An 18,457-nucleotide genomic window follows, 5' to 3' on the forward strand; every position below is an offset into this window, starting at 1 on the left:
CCCTGCAAAAGACGTGGCCGACTTAACTCCAAGGCGCTGGAAGCACCTGTTCGCAGACAAGCCGTTGAAATCGCCATTGCTCTGAGTCAGTGGCTGTCAATGACTCCCTAGAATGAACGCTTACTTTTCAATATTCCGCTGGCGATGACAACGCCGATACTGACAAGTACCAGACCAACAATGGAATAGCCTTCTAGGCGTTCACCCAGCACAGGAATAGCGATCAATGCCGCGAGGACAGGAGTAAAGGCACCGATGGCCGCCATATTTTCTGCCCCCAATTTATGGATAGCGTAACCATAGGTGAAGCCTGTTAATAACCCCACTAATAGACTTTGCACAACCAGTTGACCCGCCAACATGTCCCAAGAAGCATCAGCCAAGCCGCTTGAAGCCAGTCCCGTAGCCCATAAGAAAGCCAACACAATTAATGAAACCAAGCCCATCAGCGCAGTGGATACCAAAGGCGGCAATCCCGCAATCCGTAAGCTTACGGTATACACCGCCCAAAAAAAGCTCGCGGCAAGCAGTAACAAATCGCCTTTCCATGTATTTTCTGAGGCAGTGAGTAATGACAAGCTGAGTAAGACCAATACACCAATGCTGACCAAGCTCAAACCTATCTTGCGCTCACGGCTGACTTTTTCTTGATAGAAAAGTACGGCTAACATGGTGACGAAGAAGGGAAAAGCCCCAAGAATCAACAAACCAGCATGGGACGCTGGCGCGTATTTCAAGCCTGTGGCGCTTAGGTAGAAAAACGGCAAACCTGCACCGCAGACAATACCCAATAATAGTATAGGTGATACGGCTTTGACTTGCGCTCTAGCGCGCCACAAAAAAGGAAACAGCAACAGAGCGGGCGGCGAGTATCGTAAAAGTCCAAGATCGAACGCCGTCAAAGTGTTGGTCATACCAGCACGCATGCTCACCAGCCAAGAGGCCCAAATAAAGATGCTCACCAAGGCGGCGACCAACCCAAAGCGAAAGCCCCAGCCTGTGGCGTATTGTTTGTATTTGGGTGGCTCTTGAGCCACATTTGATGACGTGTTGTGTGTGACGACCTGAGACATATCCACCTCGCTAAACTGAGTTAACGTATTATCAAGGTAGATGGGGGAGCATGTCCTTGCTATTCACACTCCAAAAAGTAAGATTTTTAGCATAAGATGCCTATATCTAATAGATAAAATACTAAGTGTGCCAAAATGGATAAAACTGACTTAGAAATACTCTCTCATCTGCAATCCGATGGACGGCTAACCAACGTGGCGTTGGCTGAGGAAATTCATCTTTCCCCCTCCCCTTGTTTGCGCCGTGTGAAGCAACTAGAAGACGCCGGTGTCATCAAGGGCTACCATGCTCGTATTGATCGGCAGAAAGCGGGCTTTTCCATGACGGTATTTGTCGAAGTACGCTTAAAAAGCCATGCGGACGACAAACACATTGCCTTTGAAAACGCGATTTTAGCAATGGACGACATTATCAGCGCACATTTAGTGTCTGGTATAGCAGATTATCGTTTGGAAGTGGTGGCAGTGGATTTACAAGATTACGAGCGCATTTTAAAAGCCTTGCAATCGTTACCCCATGTAAAAGACATTCAAAGTCATTTTGCCATTCGCTCAGTAAAAACAGCCGCCCCTTTGCCTTTAGCAAAAGCATCAGGTAAAACAAAAGCCTAGGCGACTAGGGTTACTAACAGTAACGATGTATCAGGAGAGTGGAAAGTGAAGATCATCAATGCACGCTTAAGACAGCAAACAGCACTTTATACCATCATAGTCGAAAACGGTCTGTTTGCTTCAATTCAACAACAAGACCAGCCCGTCGTTTTAGACGCCTCCACTGCTGGCGACGATATTGACGCCCAAGGTAAGCTGTTTTGTGCGCCTTTTGTTGAGCCCCATATCCATCTCGATGCCGCTCTGACGGCGGGGGAACCAGAATGGAACCGCAGCGGTACCTTGTTCGAGGGCATCGAACGTTGGTCGCAACGTAAACCCATGCTAAGCCCCGACGACATCCGTCGCCGCGTGAAAGACACCTTAGCCATGCTGATTGACAATGGCGTGCAGCATATTCGCACTCATATCGACACCACAGATCCCTCTTTGGTTGCCATGAGCACCCTGTGCGAACTGCGTGACGAACTAAAAGATGTGCTCGATATTCAGGTGGTCGCGTTTCCGCAGGAAGGCATCCATTCCTACCCCAATGGCGAAGCCTTGATGACAGAAGCCATGGAAATCGGTGCGGATGTGGTTGGTGGCATTCCGCATTTTGAATACACCCGCGAACTGGGCGAAAAATCTGTAAAAACCCTGATTCAACTCGCGCTCAAATACGATCGTTTGGTGGATGTGCATTGCGATGAAATCGATGATCCAAACTCGCGTTTCCTAGAATTTTTAGCCCATGAAGCCATGCAAGCAGGCATAGGCGACCGCGTGACGGCCAGCCACACTACCGCCATGCATTCTTACGATAATGCCTACTGCTCCAAACTGTTCCGCTTGTTAAAGCATTCCAGCATTCACTTTGTTTCCTGTCCAACGGAAAGCATTCACTTGCAAGGCCGCTTTGATTCCTACCCGAAACGCCGTGGTTTAACCCGTGTCAAAGAACTTACCGCCGCTGGCATGAATGTGGGCTTCGCACAGGATTCCATCTTCGACCCTTGGTATTCTCTGGGTAACGGCAAGTTATTACGCTCCTTGGATTTTGGACTGCATATCTGTCAAATGATGGGCTATGACGATTTCGTTCATGCATTAGATTTTATTACCGACAACAGTGCTAAACTGATGCAATTGAAAAGTTACGGTGTGAAAGAAGGTCATCCTGCCAACGGCATTTTACTCAGTGGGGAAGACGATTACAGCGTCCTACGCAATCAAGGAGAGGTATTATTCAATATGCGTCACGGTAAGATTTTGATGCAACGACAACCGTCTACTGTGATCCAACGAGTATCTTTGTAAATGGCTTTGTCTACACGTGGAAAGCTGTCTATCGCGGCTTGGTTAGAAAGTCACACCGACTTTCGCTTACCCAGTCGTGCAGCCAATCTTGAGGGTGCCTTAAGTAAACTGGATGATCCGCAAACGAAAAGCGCTCGTCCCTTTGGCAAGAACGTACAAGCAGAGACGAAGCCGACCAAAAGCTACTTGGCACAATGCGAACAACTACAACGCTATTTTAAACTGGGCCTTTATTTTCTGTTCGCTGTGACGTTTCTTTTGGGCCTATTGGCCGTTCCCCCAGCCTTCGCTGTGTCATCTTCTGGCAAGGTGAATATCTTTTGGTTATTGATCGTGATGCTGGGGTTTCATGGTCTTAACCTAATCATTTGGTTGATTGGCATGTTAGCACTGGGTAACAACACCAGACAGTCAAAAGGCGTGTTACTGACCAGCTTAATCTTCATTAATAATAAGGTCAGCAAGCACTCCAATATCAACACAGATGCCAGTTCGGCTTTTTGGCATTGGCAGTGTCCTGCTCATTCTAATAAATGGCTATTAAGTTCTATTTCACACATTGCTTGGTTCAGCTATTTACTGGCTGGTTTTTTAATGACCTTGCTGCTCCTGCTCACGAATCAAGTCAATTTTGTTTGGGAGACGACTCTATTAGGCGACCAGCAATTTCTCTGGATCACTCAGCAACTGAGCGCGCTACCTCATTGGCTTGGCATTAGCGTTCCCAACCAACTGGACATACTGGCCAGCCGTGTGGACATGGTGTCACAAGCCGCCAGCACTCGTCAGCATTGGGCGACATTGTTGCTTGCCAGTATCATGCTTTATGGTGTTCTACCTCGCCTTTTATTGAGTATTTTAAGTATCGTTATGTATCGAATAAAACGCTTAACCCTCCCTAAGAACAGCCAAGAACAAGCCATTGAACGACGCTATAAAGAACAAAGCGAAGCACGTGTGGTTGATAAAGAGAGAGCGGTTCCATCTCCTGCTTCAGTAAACAAGGCAACCCACTCTGAAAACCCGGTCATTCAGCCATTAGACGCCCATGCCCTTGGGCAAATTTGGGGCCTATTTGAATGGAGCCAAGCCATCCCAGAAAGCCTTTATGGGGCGGAAGAACAGATGGTATTGAACGATGCCACGCAGCAACAGGTCTTTTTACAGGCCACTTACCACAAGCCGCTTTATCTTTTGGTTGATGGTACACACAGCCCAGACCGAGGCTCACGACGCTTTCTTTCTCAAGCGGTCAGCGCGCACCCTAACGTGTCTCTGGTAATTCGCGAACACGCAGATGAAGGGGATGAAGGGAAAAGTACGTCACTGTTTGTCGACGCTTGGTTACGCACTGGATTAGAAGCAGGCATTCACCCTGATTCTATCTTTCGTTTCGCTGAGGAGGAATAGCCATGTCGATTTCACTGTTAGTCGTTGGTCACGCGAATACAGGCAAAACCTCGCTGATTCGAACCTTGCTACGCCAACAGAATTTTGGCGAAATCAGTAATCAAGCTGGCACCACACGCCATGTGGAAAGCGTCGCTATCAAGGTGAATAACAAAACCTTATTGACCTTAATTGATACCCCCGGCTTTGAAGACTCGATTGGCTTATGGGAAGCGCGCCAACAAGCCCCCTTTGATCAATACCCAGGGAACCGTTGGATCGCCCCCTTCTGTCAAAGTCATTTAGCAGAAGACCACTTCGAACAAGAAGCCAAGATTCTTAAACAGCTCAACCAATGCGATATCATCCTCTACGTGATCGACATTCGCCAAGCACCGCTGGGGAAATATCTTGACGAACTCACCCTACTCGCCAGCGCCAGTAAACCCATTGTGCCCATTTTAAACTTTAGCGCCTCCGATAGCGTGCACTTAGCATCATGGCGACAAGTATTAGCAGAGCGCCACCTTCATGCGGTTGTGCGTTACGATTCTGTCGCCTTTTATTTTGAAGATGAAAAACGCCTTTATCAGAGTTTACAAAGCTTGATGCCAGACCACTATGATGACATAGAAACACTGCTCATCAGCCGAGAAGAAGCCGCACGTTCACGCAAAACCTTCGCCATCGACAACCTTGCCAATTTACTGATTCAGGCCGCTAGTAGTCGCAAAGTATGTGACCGATACCCACCAGCACCAGACGATGCCACAGCCTTTGAACAACAGATTCGCCAACTAGAAAGTCAATTTATCCATTCATTATTAACTCTCTATGAGTTTCGTGAAGAGGATGTCATGCCAGCGGCATTCTCTGTGCAAAGTGGCCAGTGGCAACAGGATATCTTTGCGCTCGATACACTCAAAGCATGGGGCGTGAGCACGGGGGCTAGCGCCATGACGGGGGCCGCCATTGGCGCGGGGGTGGATGTGATGACCGGCGGCTTATCCCTTGGTGCCGCCACTTCCTTAGGGGCGATCCTTGGTGCCTCATGGCAAACGGGACGACACTATAAAGACACACTGAAAAGCAAGTTTACCAAGCGCCATTATTTGTGTGCAGACAGTGCTACATTGAGCCTCTTGTGTTTACGCGGCCTAGCCTTAATTGCTCATTTAGACCAACGGGGTCATGCCTCACAACGCGCCTTTACGCTCAATAAGCAAGACGATAACGACACCAACAAAACCATTATTAACGCGATAAAACCGCTGTGGAAAAAAGCGCGTCAACATCCAGAATGGGCGACACAAAGCTTACCAGCGAATCACGCTCTCAAAGCCGCCATGACGGAACAGCTTCTAGAGATAGCAAAAAACCACTAACGCTTGGCGAGCTCCTCGTCCAAACGCGCTTTTGTTTCATGCATTTGTGACTCACATTGCTTCATGAGCTTCACCACATCGGTTTCCTTTAATCCCTCCGTGCTAATAGGTGGCAGCATCTCAACAATCACTTTCCCATTATGCCAACGGTTTAGTTTCACCTGTTCATGGGTATTACTGCACACCACAGGGATAACAGGCACGCCCGCTTGAACCGCCGCATGAAAAGCACCACGTTTAAAAGGCAACCAGCCACGCCCTCGACTACGGGAGCCTTCTGGAAACATCCAGATAGACAATCCAGTCGATTTCATACTGTCCACTACTTGATCAATTGTTTTGATGGCTTTTTTGCGGTTATTACGGTTAATAAGAATATTGCCACTCGCCCAATACAAGGCTCCAAAGAAAGGAATCCAACGCAGGCTAGTTTTCCCTACCGTCACCGTACCTTTAGGAAAAACCGCAGCCACAGTGAACAGGTCAAAGTTATTCTGGTGGTTGGCAATATACACAGCTTGCGAAACGACTTCAGCTTCTGGTGCTACTCGCCCCTCTACGGATAAGCCAAACAAGGTCGCCACTTTAGAGAATATCTTACCTAAACGATACACCCTATCTTTTGAGGTTAAGGTACACAGGCACATAATAATACCGCCCAGTGTCACCCCAAGAATTAGTAGGCATAATAAAAATATCCGTATTAGAAACAACATAATAACGTTTACCTTACCCTAAAATAATAATGAATCTGATTTTATCCTGTAGGCGTCTGAAAGCAACCCAAGTCTAGGGAAGGTTTCTATCGTAATGGATACTTTTCAACCACAGCAGAACCCCTTCCACTATCATAAAACGGGTTATTTTTTATTCTTTTTACTTGACCTTAATAGAGATATTAACTTATGTTTAAATCAATAACATTAGTTAATGGTGCTAATATGACTGAAATAGAGTCTCGCGTTTTTGATGCCGTAAAGCGTCACCCCATGGCGTCTCAACAACAGCTCGCCGATATGCTTGGCATGAGTCGAGAGTCCATTGCTGGCCACATTATGCGTCTGACTCGACAAGGGCTCATTTTGGGAAAAGGCTATATAGTGCCGGAGCAAGACAATATCGTGGTTGTCGGCGGGAGTAATCTGGATATTCATGGTAAAAGCGCCACGACACTCCTACCACACGATTCCAACCCAGGAAGTGTGTCGCAAAGTCCAGGTGGTGTGGGGCGCAATATTGCAGAAAACTTGGCAAGGCTTGGACTCAATGCCTCCCTCGTGTCTATAGCTGGCTTAGATGCCTCTGGTGATTGGATGCTGGAGCAAACACGACTTTCCGGCGTCAATACTCAACATGTGATTCGTCACCCCGATTATCCCACCAGCACCTATTTGGCCGTGAATGATCACCAAGGTCAATTGGTTGCTGCTATCGCCGATATGCATATTATTGATGCCCTCGACGAACCGTTACTCAGCAGCAAGTCCCCTCTTTTTCACGCCTCCCAATACATTCTGATCGAAGCCAATTTAAGCCTCAGTGCCATTGAATGGTTCAGCGAGCAAGACTTTCAAGCCTTTTTGATTGCCGATGCGGTATCCGCAACCAAAGCGCCACGGCTCCGGTCTGTGTTATCAAAACTCGACTTGCTCAAGGTCAATCAAGACGAAGCACGTGCCATTTTAGAAAGTTCGGAAGACGATCCTAAAAATCTTGCTCAAGCCCTGCAAGCCAAAGGAGTCAGCGCCGTGTTACTCAGCTTAGGTAGTCAGGGACTGCTCTATCAAGATGCCGAGCAAAGTCTTCTAGTACCTTGCTATAGCACGTCACCGATTAGTGATACAGGTGCCGGCGATGCCCTGTTAGCAGGCTTTATGTACGCTCAAAGCCAAAGCTGGCCACGCCAACAACAGCTGGAATTCAGCCTTGCCTGTGCAGGTATAACCTTGGAATCTCAGCACGCTAACCACCCCCATTTTACCCCACATAACATACAAGAATGGATTAAAACGCGATGAATACGTATTTAGACATTAGCCCTGAAGTGGCTCACGCACTTGCTAACAACCTGCCCGTCGTGGCTTTGGAAAGTACTATTATCTCCCATGGTATGCCATGGCCTGAGAACGCCCAAACGGCGAAACAAGTGGAGCAAATCATTCGCGACAACGGCGCCGTTCCCGCCACCATTGCGATTATTGATGGCCGTTTAAAGGCGGGGTTAAGCGAAGCGGAAATTGATGTATTAGGCCAAGCAGGTTTATCGGTAACCAAATGCTCACGCCGCGACTTGCCTTATGTGGTCGCCACGAAACAACATGGCGCCACCACCGTCGCTGCTACCATGATTATCGCCGCCATGGCGGGCATTAAGGTCTTTGCAACCGGAGGCATTGGTGGCGTGCACCGTGGCGCTCAGCAAACTTTCGATATTTCCGCTGACTTGCAAGAACTGGCACAAACCAATGTGGCTGTGGTGTGTGCAGGGGCAAAATCCATTTTGGATCTGGCGTTAACACGGGAATATTTGGAAACCCATGGTGTGCCCGTATTGGGTTATCAAACCGAATCCCTACCTGCGTTTTACACACGCGAAAGTGACCAAACAGTCGACTTTACGATGCCTACACCGGAAAGCATTGGGGAATTCCTGCAGGCAAAATGGAGCATGAATCTGCATGGAGGAGCGGTCATTGCCAACCCGATTCCAGAAGAATTCGCCATGGACAAAACGACCATCGACAAGGCCGTTAATCAGGCACTGAGCGAACTAGACGAACAAGGGATTTCTGGCAAGGATTCCACCCCTTTTTTATTGGCTCGGGTGGCAGAGTTAACCGGTGGGAACAGTTTAGCGAGCAATATTCGCCTTGTGTTTAATAACGCGCAACTGGCCACTAAGGTTGCTAAAAAACTTTGCGCTTATCACTAAACACGCCCATTTATCGACTCGGCAAGACCATTAGCTTTTCCAGTAGTTGTCTTGCCAATACGCCATTTGATTCTCATCCAAAAAGCTCCAGGCGACAAACCGACTGACTTTTTGACCCTGTGCCATCTTAATGGTGCGTACTTGTGTCGCGCCAACGTCTTTTAACACCCGATAAATTGTCTCTAGATGACTCTGCCGTGCTACCAAGGAGGTAAACCAAAAACAGCGATCAGCGTATTGCACACTTTCTTTGACCATACGTGAGACAAAACCCGCCTCACCGCCTTCACACCATAATTCAGCCGCTGTACCACCAAAATTCAACACAGGCTTTTCCGTTTTGGAAGCGTCACCTTTCACTCCACGCCATTTGCGTTTGGTTTCCCCTACCATCGCCGATTCACTGGTATGAAATGGTGGATTACAAAGCACAAGATCAAAGCGCTCTTTGCCTTGCCAAATACCATCAAATAATTTACTTGGTTGGGATTGCAGACGGATGCTGACCACGCCTTTTAAACAAGAGTTGGATTTTACGATGGTTTCCGAGGTGACAACGGCCACAGGGTTCACATCGGAGCCGACAAATTGCCAGCCGTATTCTTGATGGCCAATAATGGGGTACACACAATTGGCGCCCACTCCCACATCCAACACCTTGACGCCCTTCCCTCGTGGTACCACACCGTTATTACTGGCTGCCAGCAAATCAGCCAAGTAATGAATATAATCTGCTCGCCCAGGAATCGGCGGGCAAAGATACCCTGGTGGAATATCCCAGAACGACACCCCGTAAAAGTGACTCAACAGAGCCCGATTGAGCATTTTGACCGCCTCGGGATTAGCAAAATCGATGGACTCATTACCATATTGATTCACCCGAACAAAAGGGGCTAACTCAGGGCATGAGTCGGCCAGTAGCGCAAAGTTATAACGCGCTTGATGGGGATTGCGAGGGTGCAGTTCTAACTTATTCGAACGTTTACCCGATAAGGATTTGTTTTTCGAAAACGCCATAATACCGTCAATACTGGAGCAAAAAATCAGTATACCCGAAATTACCCCGTACAGTGAAAGACGGCCTTAAATCTCTCCTTCATCTCTCACGGATTCAGGATAAGGAATCAAGCTGGTTGCCACCTCTCTCACCAGCTGACGGAACCAAGTAGCCGCAGGGTCTTGCGAGACAAATTTTGACCAACCAATAAAATAGCGAATATCGGGAAACGCAACGGGCAAAGGCTTCATAACCAAGCCAAACTGTTCTTGAAAACGTTCAGGTAACAGGCCGCTGGTACTCATCAGTAGCTGTGTCCTGCCAACGGTTTCTAACGCGGCCAGAAAATAAGGCGTACGCAAAGCAAAACGTCGTTCTTGAGCGCGCTCCCCTAGCACACTGTCACTGATCACCCATCCAGAGCCACCCATGGTGACCAGTATGTGCGAATACGCCAAATAGTCGTCCATACTAATGCTGTCCTGCCTTGCCAACGGGTGATCTTTTGCCATCAAACAGCGAAACGTTTCATAACCCAGTAGCTTGGTTTCAAAATACGTCGGCACTTGCACATATTCACTGCACAACACCACATCCACACGGGGTTGTGCTGGGCTTAATAAGCTCGCTTCTGTGAGGGTACTGGTTTCTAATATGGCATGGGGCGCGGCTTGATAAAAACGCTCGGCAATCGCAGGGACATAAGCTTGAGCCTGATAATGGGTGGTTTGCAGACGAAACACTCGCTCACTGGAATGGGGGGAAAACGCATAGCTTTCGTCTAAGCTGGCTATTTTTTGTAGCATTTGCCTGATCGGCGTCTCTAACGTCATCGCCTTAGCGGTGGGCACCATGGCTTGAGCGGTGCGAATAAACAAAGGATCGTCAAATGCTTCTCGTAACCGATTCAATAAGCGACTCATCGCCGATTGACTCAGATTAAGCCGGGCGGCGGCTCGACCAACATGCCGTTCCTCCAACAAATACAACAGCCCAGTCAGTGTTTTTAAATCCAATTGTTGTAAGGCGTTCGATAACATTGAGCAAAACCCGATTTATGCATAATAGTTAGCATGATTATGCATTGGATTTCATCAATAAAGAAAGTCATGATGGTGATAAGAAAACATGACTGACACTTTTCTGACCAAGGATTCCCAATGCAAACGCCAAAACAGCTTTTTTTATATGGACTTTTTTTCAGCGTTATTACCATTCTATTTTGGGGCATGTTGGCGATTGCACTCAAGCTCACCTCTGGGTTTGCTGATCCCATTACCTTGACTTGGCTGCGCTTTTTCGTGGCGGGAATTATTCTTGGCCTATGGCAATGGCAACGGGGTAAACTGTCTGAGTTTCGCCACTTAACACGTCGTGATTACGGCAGACTCATCGCCACAGGCAGTTTTTTAATCATCAATTACACCAGCTTCGCTTGGAGCTTGCGGTATTTACTGCCTGGTTCGGCACAACTGAGTTTTCAGTTCGCCCCCTTGTTTCTCGCACTGGGCGGTCTTTTCTTTCTCAAAGAAAAAGTCAGTGGGTTACAGTGGCTGTGTTTTCTTACCTTAGGCATCGGCATGCTGACCTTCTTCCACCCTGTTTTTGGGACACAACAGGCCGATACCATTTGGGTGGGCTTTGCGATCATACAGGTCTCCGCCATGGCTTGGTCCATCTACGCCTTGCTCCAAAAATCGTTATTTAGCCGCTTATCCCCTTCCAATATTTTATTGGGGGTCTATGTCTATGCCGCCATTGTGATGCTGCCATTTACCTCACCAAGCCAGTTTTCTGGCATTTCGCTAAGCGATTGGCTGGTAACAGGGTTTTGCTGTCTCAACACCTTGATTGCCTATGGCGCATTCGCCCAGGCATTACGCTACTGGCAAACGGTACAGGTGAGTGCCGCTATCGCCCTCACTCCTGTTACGGCGTTTGTGTTAACGGAATTGTGTGTGTTACTCGGCTGGTGGCCTTCTCTTATCACCTCATCCCATGCGGATGCACTGAGCCTATTCGGGATGTTAATGGTCGTGGCCAGCGCCATCAGTGTACAGTTTTTAAGCGTGTCCATGGCACGACGCAAACGCACACTCGCCACCAGTTAACAAAGACAACAAAATGTTAAAGAAAAACAACAATTTTTATCTCGATGAACAGAGCGGGATAAAGCATCTACCACTAGACTGAAAGGAGCAGCAAAATCGTTTGGTGTTGAGTCAACTGGAGAGAGCCATATGAAGGGGAAAACACTGTTAGTCAAAGACGTGATGTCAAAAGACGCTTTCTTTGTGCATCCAGAAACCAGCATTACACAGTGTGTATTAGGGCTGGCTCAACATAAGTTATCTGGCGCCCCCGTGGCTGATAACTACGGGCAATTAATCGGTTTTGTCTCGGAGCAAGATATGCTTCCCGCCCTAGTACAAAGTGTGTATTACTGTGACGAGCCTAGGCGGGTCGGTGATGTCATGCAAAGCGAGGTGCTAACAGTCAACCCAAACGAACATGTATTACAGGTGGCAAAATTAATGCTTGAAGCCAAGCCAAAAGTCTATCCGGTAATAGAAGATAATCGCTTAATTGGCATCATAACCCGTCGACAAGTCACCACCGCACTGATTCACAGTCAGGAAAAATGTGTGCCTGTCTAAATGACTCAGCAGATAACACTTTCACAACACAGGAAAGATCGATAAAGCCCCTTAGATGATTATTTGAGTAACGCCCAAAAAGGCAAAATCGTCAGCGCAAGCACCAAAATAACACTGATCAAAGTAACAAGGCTTTCTGCGGGGTTTTGCCGAGCGTGTTGGCAATAACCTAAAATCCACTCCCACATAGTCGGTGGCGGTCGATTACTCATGCGCTTGATCTGATCTTCCCGTATCAACGCCAAGGCTTTCTGTGCTTGCTCTTTATCTCTCACCCAAATCCCTGCTAAAGAGATCTGCCAGCGTCCTGCCGAGGTTTCATAAAATGGAATATCGTGCTCTGCTAGCAGCTGACGAATATCATCCGCTTCTTCTTCAGGCACAAATTTAAGTCGAAACACAAGAGTGGCCATTACACGCCTTTCATCAGAAAAAATAGAAACATTAGACACAACGCAGCAAGGATAAGAAAAGGCAGAGGTAAATACAACTTACAAACAACTTTTACAAGCAGCAACGCACCAATAAAAAACCACCCAAAGGGACAATGCCACTCTTTTACAGAGAGTGCCCTAGCCCTAGGGGTGGCCTTTTATTATACATTGCAAGGCTTTCAAATAACTAACGTCAGAACAAAACATCGCGCTACTTTGTTTTGACAACATCCATTTTCTTAGATAGTGCGAATGAAGCTGAATGCAAAATTAGCCATCATCAAACCGCCAGTGATAATTGTTGGTAATCACTTACACTCTTCCTTGAGTGCTAAATTAACTATAGCGCCAGCACAACAAAAGGAAAAATAGATTAATATAATAAAACCAATAGTTAGCTTTTAATAAGTTGGTTATTCGCCCTAGGATTCCGGTGACGTTCTTTTCTCAATGACTAGAGTAAGATAACCGACATCAAAGCCAAACTTACTTAATACGGATTCGTTAATCACCACATTTGGATTCACCATATACATGCGATCATCCACATTGACATTGATTACGTCACCATCATATGGCACCTGCAGAACGTATTTCATAAAGAGCGCATTACCAGCCATGTTTAGCGACCCTTTTCCAACAACATCACCGGCAGTCGATTCGTATTGACCATTTTTTGTGGGAGTGAGCGTCCAAGTGCGTTGCTGTTTTTCCCCATCATTAAAGAGGAAATGCTCCTTTAACGTCCCCACACCATTTTTCCATGAACCAACAAGATCGGCATTGAAATAACGGATCACCTCACCACTGCGGTTTTTGACAATGCCATGGGCCGTTAAAGGCCCATTAAAGAACTGTTGTAATTTGAATTCTGGTTTATTTTTCGCGTAAAGCTCTACATTTGGGCTAGAGCAAGCACTCAACGTCCCCAAGGCCAATAGCCAAAAGCAAACTCGCCATTTTTTGTCTATTAGGGTTCTGGCCATCACTTTCACCATGTCTATCTCCTTATTGGGTTGGTCGAATATTTATCACCACCTCCTAAGACGTGACCTTTTGACCACTGTCTTTTACTGGGGCTTTTAAATATTGATATTGGATATCCACATCTGGATAGTCACCATTTTTATTCGCTACATTGCCACGGCCGGTATAGCGTAATAAGCGCTTATCACTTGGATCATAGGCAACGACAATCGGATCAACTAACAATTTCACCCACCACGCCCGAGGCGTCATGGAAAAGCACTCAGCCCCTTTTTGCGTCCCAGGTTTACATTGGCTGCGGGCAATCGTGAAACCAATATCTGTCTGACGACTCGGCACAATGAACTTCACATCCATCTTGGTACCGTTACTCAATGCCTGCCAATATTCTTTTATGAAATTATTAAAACCAGCGTCAACCACCATACCTTGCTCAAATTGTAAGCTAGTCACTTCTGGCTGTGATTCACGATTCTTTTGATATGAAATAGTGATCTTCTGCGGATTAGAGACCACTTTTACAATTTCTCCATTGCGTTCATTCACTTGAGTATAACTAGGCGCTGTTTTCGACTGACTGTAGTCAATCTTCTTATGACCGAACACTTGGCCATCTGGCTCGGAATATTCCACATTCTGAATTTCATTATTCAGGGTATGTGTTTCACGGTACAAAAGTGCTCCTGTTTTTAGGTCATAGGCTTTGCCTACGACTCGATCCACAGATGCATCCGCTAATACCCACTGACTACTTGTCAGCCCTAATAAAAGAGCAATAACAAACCGAAAACGACCAGCGTATAACCTAATCATGAATACGACCTTCATTAGAATATAATCCCCATTGATCACACAAAAAGACACCCAACGGCAAAATAAGCGACCACACAGCACCTATGCTGACCAGCGTTATCCACAAAGGCTTTGCTAGTTCAATATCAGACATATTCGATCCTGTTAAGTAGCTTAATACTGGCCCAACAAATCCCAAGCCAGCACTCAACCAATATCGCCCTTGTAAAAAAGACAAGCTATGAGCAAACAAGGTCGCCACACAAATCCACAAACATAATAGCCATAGCGGTGGAAGCACCGCTAATTCGGTCTCTTTATGAGCGGATAAAAAGACATGGAAGTGGAAAAACAAGCCGTCGACAATGACACCCAGGGTGAAAAACAATAGCATCAATTGCCATTCTTTACGTTTCTTTAAAAAGTAATGATCATGTAAAAATAAATACAATAAAGTCGCTAACACCCCATAAACACTGCCACCAAGTACACAAGCAAACCAGGTTGCTTGAAACAAAATGGCTTGCCACAAGGTTTTCATCATGCCCTCTATTCACTCATATTCGCTAGGGCAACACGGTAGTTTGGCTTAGCAAACACAAACTGCCCCGTACTGATAGCTCTTTCTTTAAACCCGCCTTCACAATAGGCAAAGTAAAAGTCCCACATACGGAAAAAGACATCATCAAAGCCCATGTCCATCACCTCTCGTCGAGCGGCGTGGAAACGTTCACGCCAATCCGCCAAGGTTTTCGCGTAATGCTCTGTGATATCCTCTAGGGCAATGATTTGCATATCGGTCTTTTGTGCAATTTTATGGGCAATGACTTGGTTAGAAGGTAAACAACCTCCAGGAAAAATATACCGTTGAATGAAATCCACGGAGCGGCGTGCGTAGTCATAGCGCTGATCAGCAATGGTGATCGCCTGAATCACCATCACACCGTTCGGCTTTAATAAATCACTGCATTTAGTGAAATAGCTGTCGTAGTATTCGTGACCAACGGCTTCAATCATTTCAATGGAAACCAGCTTATCGTATTGACCGGTGAGTTCACGGTAGTCTTTTAGTAATAAGGTAATTTGACCGCTTAGGCCTTCCGCTTCGACTCGTGCTTTAGCAAAGTCATACTGTTCTTGGGAAATGGTTGTGGTGGTCACGTTACAGCCATAATATTTGGCGGCATGAATCGCCATGCCTCCCCAGCCAGTCCCAATTTCTAACAGATGATCTTGCTCACTCAAGTGCAGCTTCTGACAAATCCGATCCAGCTTGTGCGTGGCAGCGTCTTCCAAGGAGGCGTCACGATCTGGATAGACTGCAGCCGAATACATCATGGTAGGGTCTAAAAATAAGGAGAAAAAATCGTTGCCAAGATCATAATGAGCTGAAATATTTTTCTTTGAGCCCCGCTGGGTATTGGCATTAAGCTTATGGGCGATTTTAGCAGCAAGTCGGCTCCAAATGGGGCGTTTGGCATCCATTTGATTGATTAAACTTAAATTTGCAACCATCAAGCGAATCACGCTCACAATATCAGGGCTGCTCCACCAGCCTTTCATGTAGGCTTCACCCGAACCAATGCTGCTATTTAAACAAATATCACGATATGCACCATTATCATGTACTTTTATATGCGCAATGTAATCAGCGTTGTCTTTTATTTGCCCAAACTCATATAGCTCACCTTCCTCTTCAAGCGTTAGGTGGCCAACTTCCAATTTATTTAACATGGCAAACACCATGCGTCTTGCAACACCGTCAAACCAAGTAGGACGACGCTTTACTTTTTGGTTACTCATACTCACTGTACTCATTCACCATGCCTCTTGTTAAATGCCATTTCTTTGCTGGGCGTTTCTATTTCGGAGCCTTCTCCGACGGAGCGCCTGGATGGGAGTAAAAAGGCACCCGTTTCCACCATAGTTTAGCGGCTTGCCAATAAATACCTGCGGCGACTTTCATCGTCATCATGGGGTAGTGAAACAACACTCGAGCCAATGATGAAGTTGTCACAGGGATGCGCTTTAACGATAAGGTCGCATCAAACACACAGCGCTGTTTTTCGCTTTGTTCTTTATTTTGCATGTGGATCGCCAATTTTTTATCGGGGGTCGAACTACGCCAATCATAGAAATGATTCATCGGATGAAATGGCGACACATGCATCTGCTTGTTAAATTGAATACGTTGCGTATTGCAACTCGGATCACAAGATAAGACATACGCAATACGTTCTCCCCAAGGCGTATTCGTTACTTCTACTAACATGGCATTTAATTGCTCATATTCATCAAAGCAGTAGTAGATAGTGATGGGATTAATAATGAACCCGAAATAGCGGCAGTTGGTGAGCATGCGCACCGCTCCCTGTAAGCTCGTCCCTAGCGTCTCATTCACTTTCTCTAACACACAGGCTTTCAGTGGTCGCTGTTCATCACCAAAATAATCGGCTCGGTTAAAACGCGCCAAATGCCAAGGTTTCGCAGACCACCAAGGGCTCAAGGACAATACACTGTCTAACTCATCCAGATCCAAATACATCATGAACACTTGATAACGAAATTCATGATGGCGGGGGGAGAAACGACGGTGACGCACCATCCCTTGATAAATGCCACTGTGCTGAATAAGCGAAGTTACGTCCATTCGACCCCCAAGCCTTGCGCAACGCGAACCCCACTCCAACATCCATCTTCGTGGAAACCATTGCGCCAATAAGCACCACAAAACCAAGTACGATTGACACCGTTGATTTCTTGCCAGCGATTTTGAGCCTTAATACCTTCCAAGGTGAAAGTGGGATGCGCGTAATGAAAACGCCCTAGAATTTTACTGGCATCGATCAGGTCGGTTTGATTTAAACTCACAATGTAGGTGGTATCGCTGGCAAAGCGCTGCAATATATTCATGTTGTAGCTTAATGTTGCGGGTTTGCCTTGTTCGTGACCTAGGTAGTAATTCCAACTGGACCATGCCAACTTTTTCTTAGGCAATAGTTGCGTGTCAGAGTGCAATATCACTTCGTTATTTCGATATGGGATAGCCGATAGGATCGCCGTTTCATCTTGGCTTGGGTCTGCCAGTAAAGCCAAGGCCTCATCACTGTGACAAGCAAAAATCACTTGATCAAAGGTTTGCGCCTCGCCCTGCTCAAAATGCACAACCACTCTGTCTGAGAGGCGTTCAACTTGGCGAATTCTCGCATTGAGAACAATCTTATCGTTAAAGGCCGCCACTAAGGGGGTTAGATAAGCCGAAGAACCACCCTTGATCACCCGCCACTGAGGGCGATGATTGACACTCAATAATCCATGATTTTTGAAAAAACGGACAAAGAATAACAACGGAAAATCCATCATCTCCTCTAAGGTAGACGACCAAATCGCACTCCCCATGGGAATCAAATAATGACTGGCAAACAGGTCGCCATAGCCTTTTTCCTTCAGATATTCCCCTAACGTCACACTTTCTTCTAAACGATGACTTTCCAGATCGGCAATGGCTTCCTTATTAAAACGCATGATGTCTTTTAGCATCCCCAAATAGGGCAGATTAAAAAGATTACGACGCTGAGCAAACAAAGTATTGAGATTATTTCCGCCGTATTCCAATCCGGTTCTTTGGCAGCTCACACTAAAGCTCATTTCGGTGGGAATAGACTCGACACCTAACTCATCCATCAGGCGAATAAAATTTGGATAAGTCCAGTCATTAAAGACAATAAAACCCGTGTCGATATGCCGTGTTGTATTACCCTCTTTCACCTGAACCGTTGCGGTATGGCCACCAATACGTTCTGCCGACTCAAATACGGTCACCTCGTGCTCTTGCTGCAGTAAGTAAGCACTGGTTAAACCAGAGATCCCCGAACCAATTATGGCAATTTTCACTCATTC

Annotated in this window: 19 protein-coding genes; 8 read left to right on the plus strand and 11 right to left on the minus strand. The window is 46.5% G+C overall.

Going from position 1 to position 18,457, the window contains the following annotated elements; genetic code table 11:
* Positions 1 to 107: 107 nt before the first annotated feature.
* On the minus strand, positions 108 to 1,073 hold the full coding sequence (locus MSP8886_RS17340) for a DMT family transporter (RefSeq protein ID WP_067018785.1): 966 nt from the start codon (positions 1,071 to 1,073) through the stop codon (positions 108 to 110).
* A gap of 135 nt (positions 1,074 to 1,208) precedes the next feature.
* Here MSP8886_RS17340 and MSP8886_RS17345 point away from each other — a divergent pair, with 135 nt between their 5' ends.
* From MSP8886_RS17345 to MSP8886_RS17360, 4 genes are read left to right on the plus strand one after another with little or no spacing between them, the layout of a single operon-like run.
* A complete protein-coding gene (locus tag MSP8886_RS17345; RefSeq protein ID WP_067018787.1) occupies positions 1,209 to 1,685 on the plus strand; it encodes an Lrp/AsnC family transcriptional regulator in 477 nt (158 codons plus the stop codon).
* Between the two features lie 45 nt (positions 1,686 to 1,730).
* Positions 1,731 to 2,984 (plus strand): cytosine deaminase, encoded by a 1,254-nt coding sequence (gene codA / locus MSP8886_RS17350; RefSeq protein ID WP_067018789.1) that lies wholly within the window; start codon positions 1,731 to 1,733, stop codon positions 2,982 to 2,984.
* On the plus strand, positions 2,985 to 4,394 hold the full coding sequence (locus MSP8886_RS17355; protein ID WP_067018791.1) for a DUF2868 domain-containing protein: 1,410 nt from the start codon (positions 2,985 to 2,987) through the stop codon (positions 4,392 to 4,394). It abuts the gene before it with no gap.
* Positions 4,395 to 4,396: 2 nt separating this feature from the next.
* Entirely contained in the window at positions 4,397 to 5,758 is a 1,362-nt protein-coding gene (locus tag MSP8886_RS17360; protein WP_067018793.1) for a DUF3482 domain-containing protein, read from the plus strand.
* Here the strand turns inward: MSP8886_RS17360 and MSP8886_RS17365 are convergent.
* Positions 5,755 to 6,474, minus strand: coding sequence for a 1-acylglycerol-3-phosphate O-acyltransferase (locus MSP8886_RS17365; protein WP_067018795.1), 720 nt, complete (start codon positions 6,472 to 6,474; stop codon positions 5,755 to 5,757). The two genes, MSP8886_RS17360 and MSP8886_RS17365, sit on opposite strands and share 4 nt — an antisense overlap.
* 225 nt (positions 6,475 to 6,699) lie before the next feature.
* On the opposite strand from MSP8886_RS17365, the gene MSP8886_RS17370 reads away from it, so the two are divergent.
* Both MSP8886_RS17370 and MSP8886_RS17375 read left to right on the plus strand, forming a co-directional pair.
* The gene (locus MSP8886_RS17370; RefSeq protein WP_067019006.1) at positions 6,700 to 7,776 is read left to right on the plus strand and encodes a PfkB family carbohydrate kinase; all 1,077 of its coding nucleotides are present in this window, start codon (positions 6,700 to 6,702) and stop codon (positions 7,774 to 7,776) included.
* A complete protein-coding gene (locus MSP8886_RS17375) occupies positions 7,773 to 8,690 on the plus strand; it encodes a pseudouridine-5'-phosphate glycosidase (protein ID WP_067018797.1) in 918 nt (305 codons plus the stop codon). Before MSP8886_RS17370 ends, MSP8886_RS17375 begins: the two co-directional genes overlap by 4 nt.
* A 30-nt stretch (positions 8,691 to 8,720) precedes the next feature.
* Here the strand turns inward: MSP8886_RS17375 and rlmF are convergent, their stop codons facing one another.
* Positions 8,721 to 9,707, minus strand: coding sequence for a 23S rRNA (adenine(1618)-N(6))-methyltransferase RlmF (gene rlmF / locus MSP8886_RS17380; protein WP_067018798.1), 987 nt, complete (start codon positions 9,705 to 9,707; stop codon positions 8,721 to 8,723).
* A 66-nt stretch (positions 9,708 to 9,773) separates the two neighbouring features.
* Positions 9,774 to 10,727: a LysR family transcriptional regulator gene (locus MSP8886_RS17385; protein WP_067018800.1), complete on the minus strand. Its 954-nt coding sequence runs from the start codon at positions 10,725 to 10,727 to the stop codon at positions 9,774 to 9,776.
* Positions 10,728 to 10,847: 120 nt separating this feature from the next.
* On the opposite strand from MSP8886_RS17385, the gene MSP8886_RS17390 reads away from it, so the two are divergent.
* Together MSP8886_RS17390 and MSP8886_RS17395 are read left to right on the plus strand one after the other, a co-directional pair.
* Positions 10,848 to 11,798: a DMT family transporter gene (locus tag MSP8886_RS17390; protein WP_067018802.1), complete on the plus strand. Its 951-nt coding sequence runs from the start codon at positions 10,848 to 10,850 to the stop codon at positions 11,796 to 11,798.
* Positions 11,799 to 11,927: 129 nt separating this feature from the next.
* Positions 11,928 to 12,344 carry a CBS domain-containing protein gene (locus MSP8886_RS17395; protein WP_067018805.1) on the plus strand — a complete coding sequence of 139 codons (417 nt, stop codon included), beginning with the start codon at positions 11,928 to 11,930 and terminating at the stop codon, positions 12,342 to 12,344.
* Positions 12,345 to 12,403: 59 nt separating this feature from the next.
* On the opposite strand, the gene MSP8886_RS17400 is transcribed toward MSP8886_RS17395, so the two are convergent.
* The 7 genes from MSP8886_RS17400 to MSP8886_RS17430 form a co-directional block, all read right to left on the minus strand.
* Complete coding sequence (locus tag MSP8886_RS17400; protein ID WP_067018807.1) at positions 12,404 to 12,757, minus strand: DUF6164 family protein; 354 nt, start codon at positions 12,755 to 12,757, stop codon at positions 12,404 to 12,406.
* A 443-nt stretch (positions 12,758 to 13,200) separates the two neighbouring features.
* A complete protein-coding gene (locus MSP8886_RS17405; protein WP_245659130.1) occupies positions 13,201 to 13,776 on the minus strand; it encodes a DUF3833 domain-containing protein in 576 nt (191 codons plus the stop codon).
* Between the two features lie 43 nt (positions 13,777 to 13,819).
* Entirely contained in the window at positions 13,820 to 14,578 is a 759-nt protein-coding gene (locus MSP8886_RS17410; RefSeq protein ID WP_139063175.1) for a hypothetical protein, read from the minus strand.
* Positions 14,571 to 15,101 carry a DUF2878 domain-containing protein gene (locus tag MSP8886_RS17415; protein WP_245659131.1) on the minus strand — a complete coding sequence of 177 codons (531 nt, stop codon included), beginning with the start codon at positions 15,099 to 15,101 and terminating at the stop codon, positions 14,571 to 14,573. Before MSP8886_RS17415 ends, MSP8886_RS17410 begins: the two co-directional genes overlap by 8 nt.
* 5 nt (positions 15,102 to 15,106) lie before the next feature.
* Positions 15,107 to 16,375, minus strand: a complete 1,269-nt coding sequence (locus MSP8886_RS17420) for an SAM-dependent methyltransferase (protein ID WP_067018814.1) — start codon at positions 16,373 to 16,375, stop codon at positions 15,107 to 15,109.
* A gap of 43 nt (positions 16,376 to 16,418) precedes the next feature.
* Complete coding sequence (locus tag MSP8886_RS17425; RefSeq protein WP_067018815.1) at positions 16,419 to 17,207, minus strand: DUF1365 domain-containing protein; 789 nt, start codon at positions 17,205 to 17,207, stop codon at positions 16,419 to 16,421.
* A complete protein-coding gene (locus tag MSP8886_RS17430) occupies positions 17,198 to 18,451 on the minus strand; it encodes an NAD(P)/FAD-dependent oxidoreductase (protein WP_067018818.1) in 1,254 nt (417 codons plus the stop codon). Before MSP8886_RS17430 ends, MSP8886_RS17425 begins: the two co-directional genes overlap by 10 nt.
* Positions 18,452 to 18,457 lie beyond the last annotated feature (6 nt).

Source organism: Marinomonas spartinae, assembly GCF_900089775.1.
Classification (GTDB): domain Bacteria; phylum Pseudomonadota; class Gammaproteobacteria; order Pseudomonadales; family Marinomonadaceae; genus Marinomonas; species Marinomonas spartinae.

What these genes read in the sequence shown, in the direction of transcription:
- MSP8886_RS17400 (WP_067018807.1), bottom strand. Translation starts at nt 12,757, where the DNA reads ATGGCCACTCTTGTGTTTCGACTTAAATTTGTGCCTGAAGAAGAAGCG.
- MSP8886_RS17375 (WP_067018797.1), top strand. Translation starts at nt 7,773, where the DNA reads ATGAATACGTATTTAGACATTAGCCCTGAAGTGGCTCACGCACTTGCT.
- MSP8886_RS17425 (WP_067018815.1), bottom strand. Translation starts at nt 17,207, where the DNA reads ATGGACGTAACTTCGCTTATTCAGCACAGTGGCATTTATCAAGGGATG.
- MSP8886_RS17385 (WP_067018800.1), bottom strand. Translation starts at nt 10,727, where the DNA reads ATGTTATCGAACGCCTTACAACAATTGGATTTAAAAACACTGACTGGG.
- MSP8886_RS17390 (WP_067018802.1), top strand. Translation starts at nt 10,848, where the DNA reads ATGCAAACGCCAAAACAGCTTTTTTTATATGGACTTTTTTTCAGCGTT.
- MSP8886_RS17395 (WP_067018805.1), top strand. Translation starts at nt 11,928, where the DNA reads ATGAAGGGGAAAACACTGTTAGTCAAAGACGTGATGTCAAAAGACGCT.
- MSP8886_RS17370 (WP_067019006.1), top strand. Translation starts at nt 6,700, where the DNA reads ATGACTGAAATAGAGTCTCGCGTTTTTGATGCCGTAAAGCGTCACCCC.
- MSP8886_RS17345 (WP_067018787.1), top strand. Translation starts at nt 1,209, where the DNA reads ATGGATAAAACTGACTTAGAAATACTCTCTCATCTGCAATCCGATGGA.
- MSP8886_RS17340 (WP_067018785.1), bottom strand. Translation starts at nt 1,073, where the DNA reads ATGTCTCAGGTCGTCACACACAACACGTCATCAAATGTGGCTCAAGAG.
- MSP8886_RS17355 (WP_067018791.1), top strand. Translation starts at nt 2,985, where the DNA reads ATGGCTTTGTCTACACGTGGAAAGCTGTCTATCGCGGCTTGGTTAGAA.
- MSP8886_RS17360 (WP_067018793.1), top strand. Translation starts at nt 4,397, where the DNA reads ATGTCGATTTCACTGTTAGTCGTTGGTCACGCGAATACAGGCAAAACC.
- MSP8886_RS17420 (WP_067018814.1), bottom strand. Translation starts at nt 16,375, where the DNA reads ATGAGTACAGTGAGTATGAGTAACCAAAAAGTAAAGCGTCGTCCTACT.
- MSP8886_RS17410 (WP_139063175.1), bottom strand. Translation starts at nt 14,578, where the DNA reads ATGATTAGGTTATACGCTGGTCGTTTTCGGTTTGTTATTGCTCTTTTA.
- MSP8886_RS17415 (WP_245659131.1), bottom strand. Translation starts at nt 15,101, where the DNA reads ATGATGAAAACCTTGTGGCAAGCCATTTTGTTTCAAGCAACCTGGTTT.
- MSP8886_RS17405 (WP_245659130.1), bottom strand. Translation starts at nt 13,776, where the DNA reads ATGGTGAAAGTGATGGCCAGAACCCTAATAGACAAAAAATGGCGAGTT.
- rlmF (WP_067018798.1), bottom strand. Translation starts at nt 9,707, where the DNA reads ATGGCGTTTTCGAAAAACAAATCCTTATCGGGTAAACGTTCGAATAAG.
- MSP8886_RS17365 (WP_067018795.1), bottom strand. Translation starts at nt 6,474, where the DNA reads ATGTTGTTTCTAATACGGATATTTTTATTATGCCTACTAATTCTTGGG.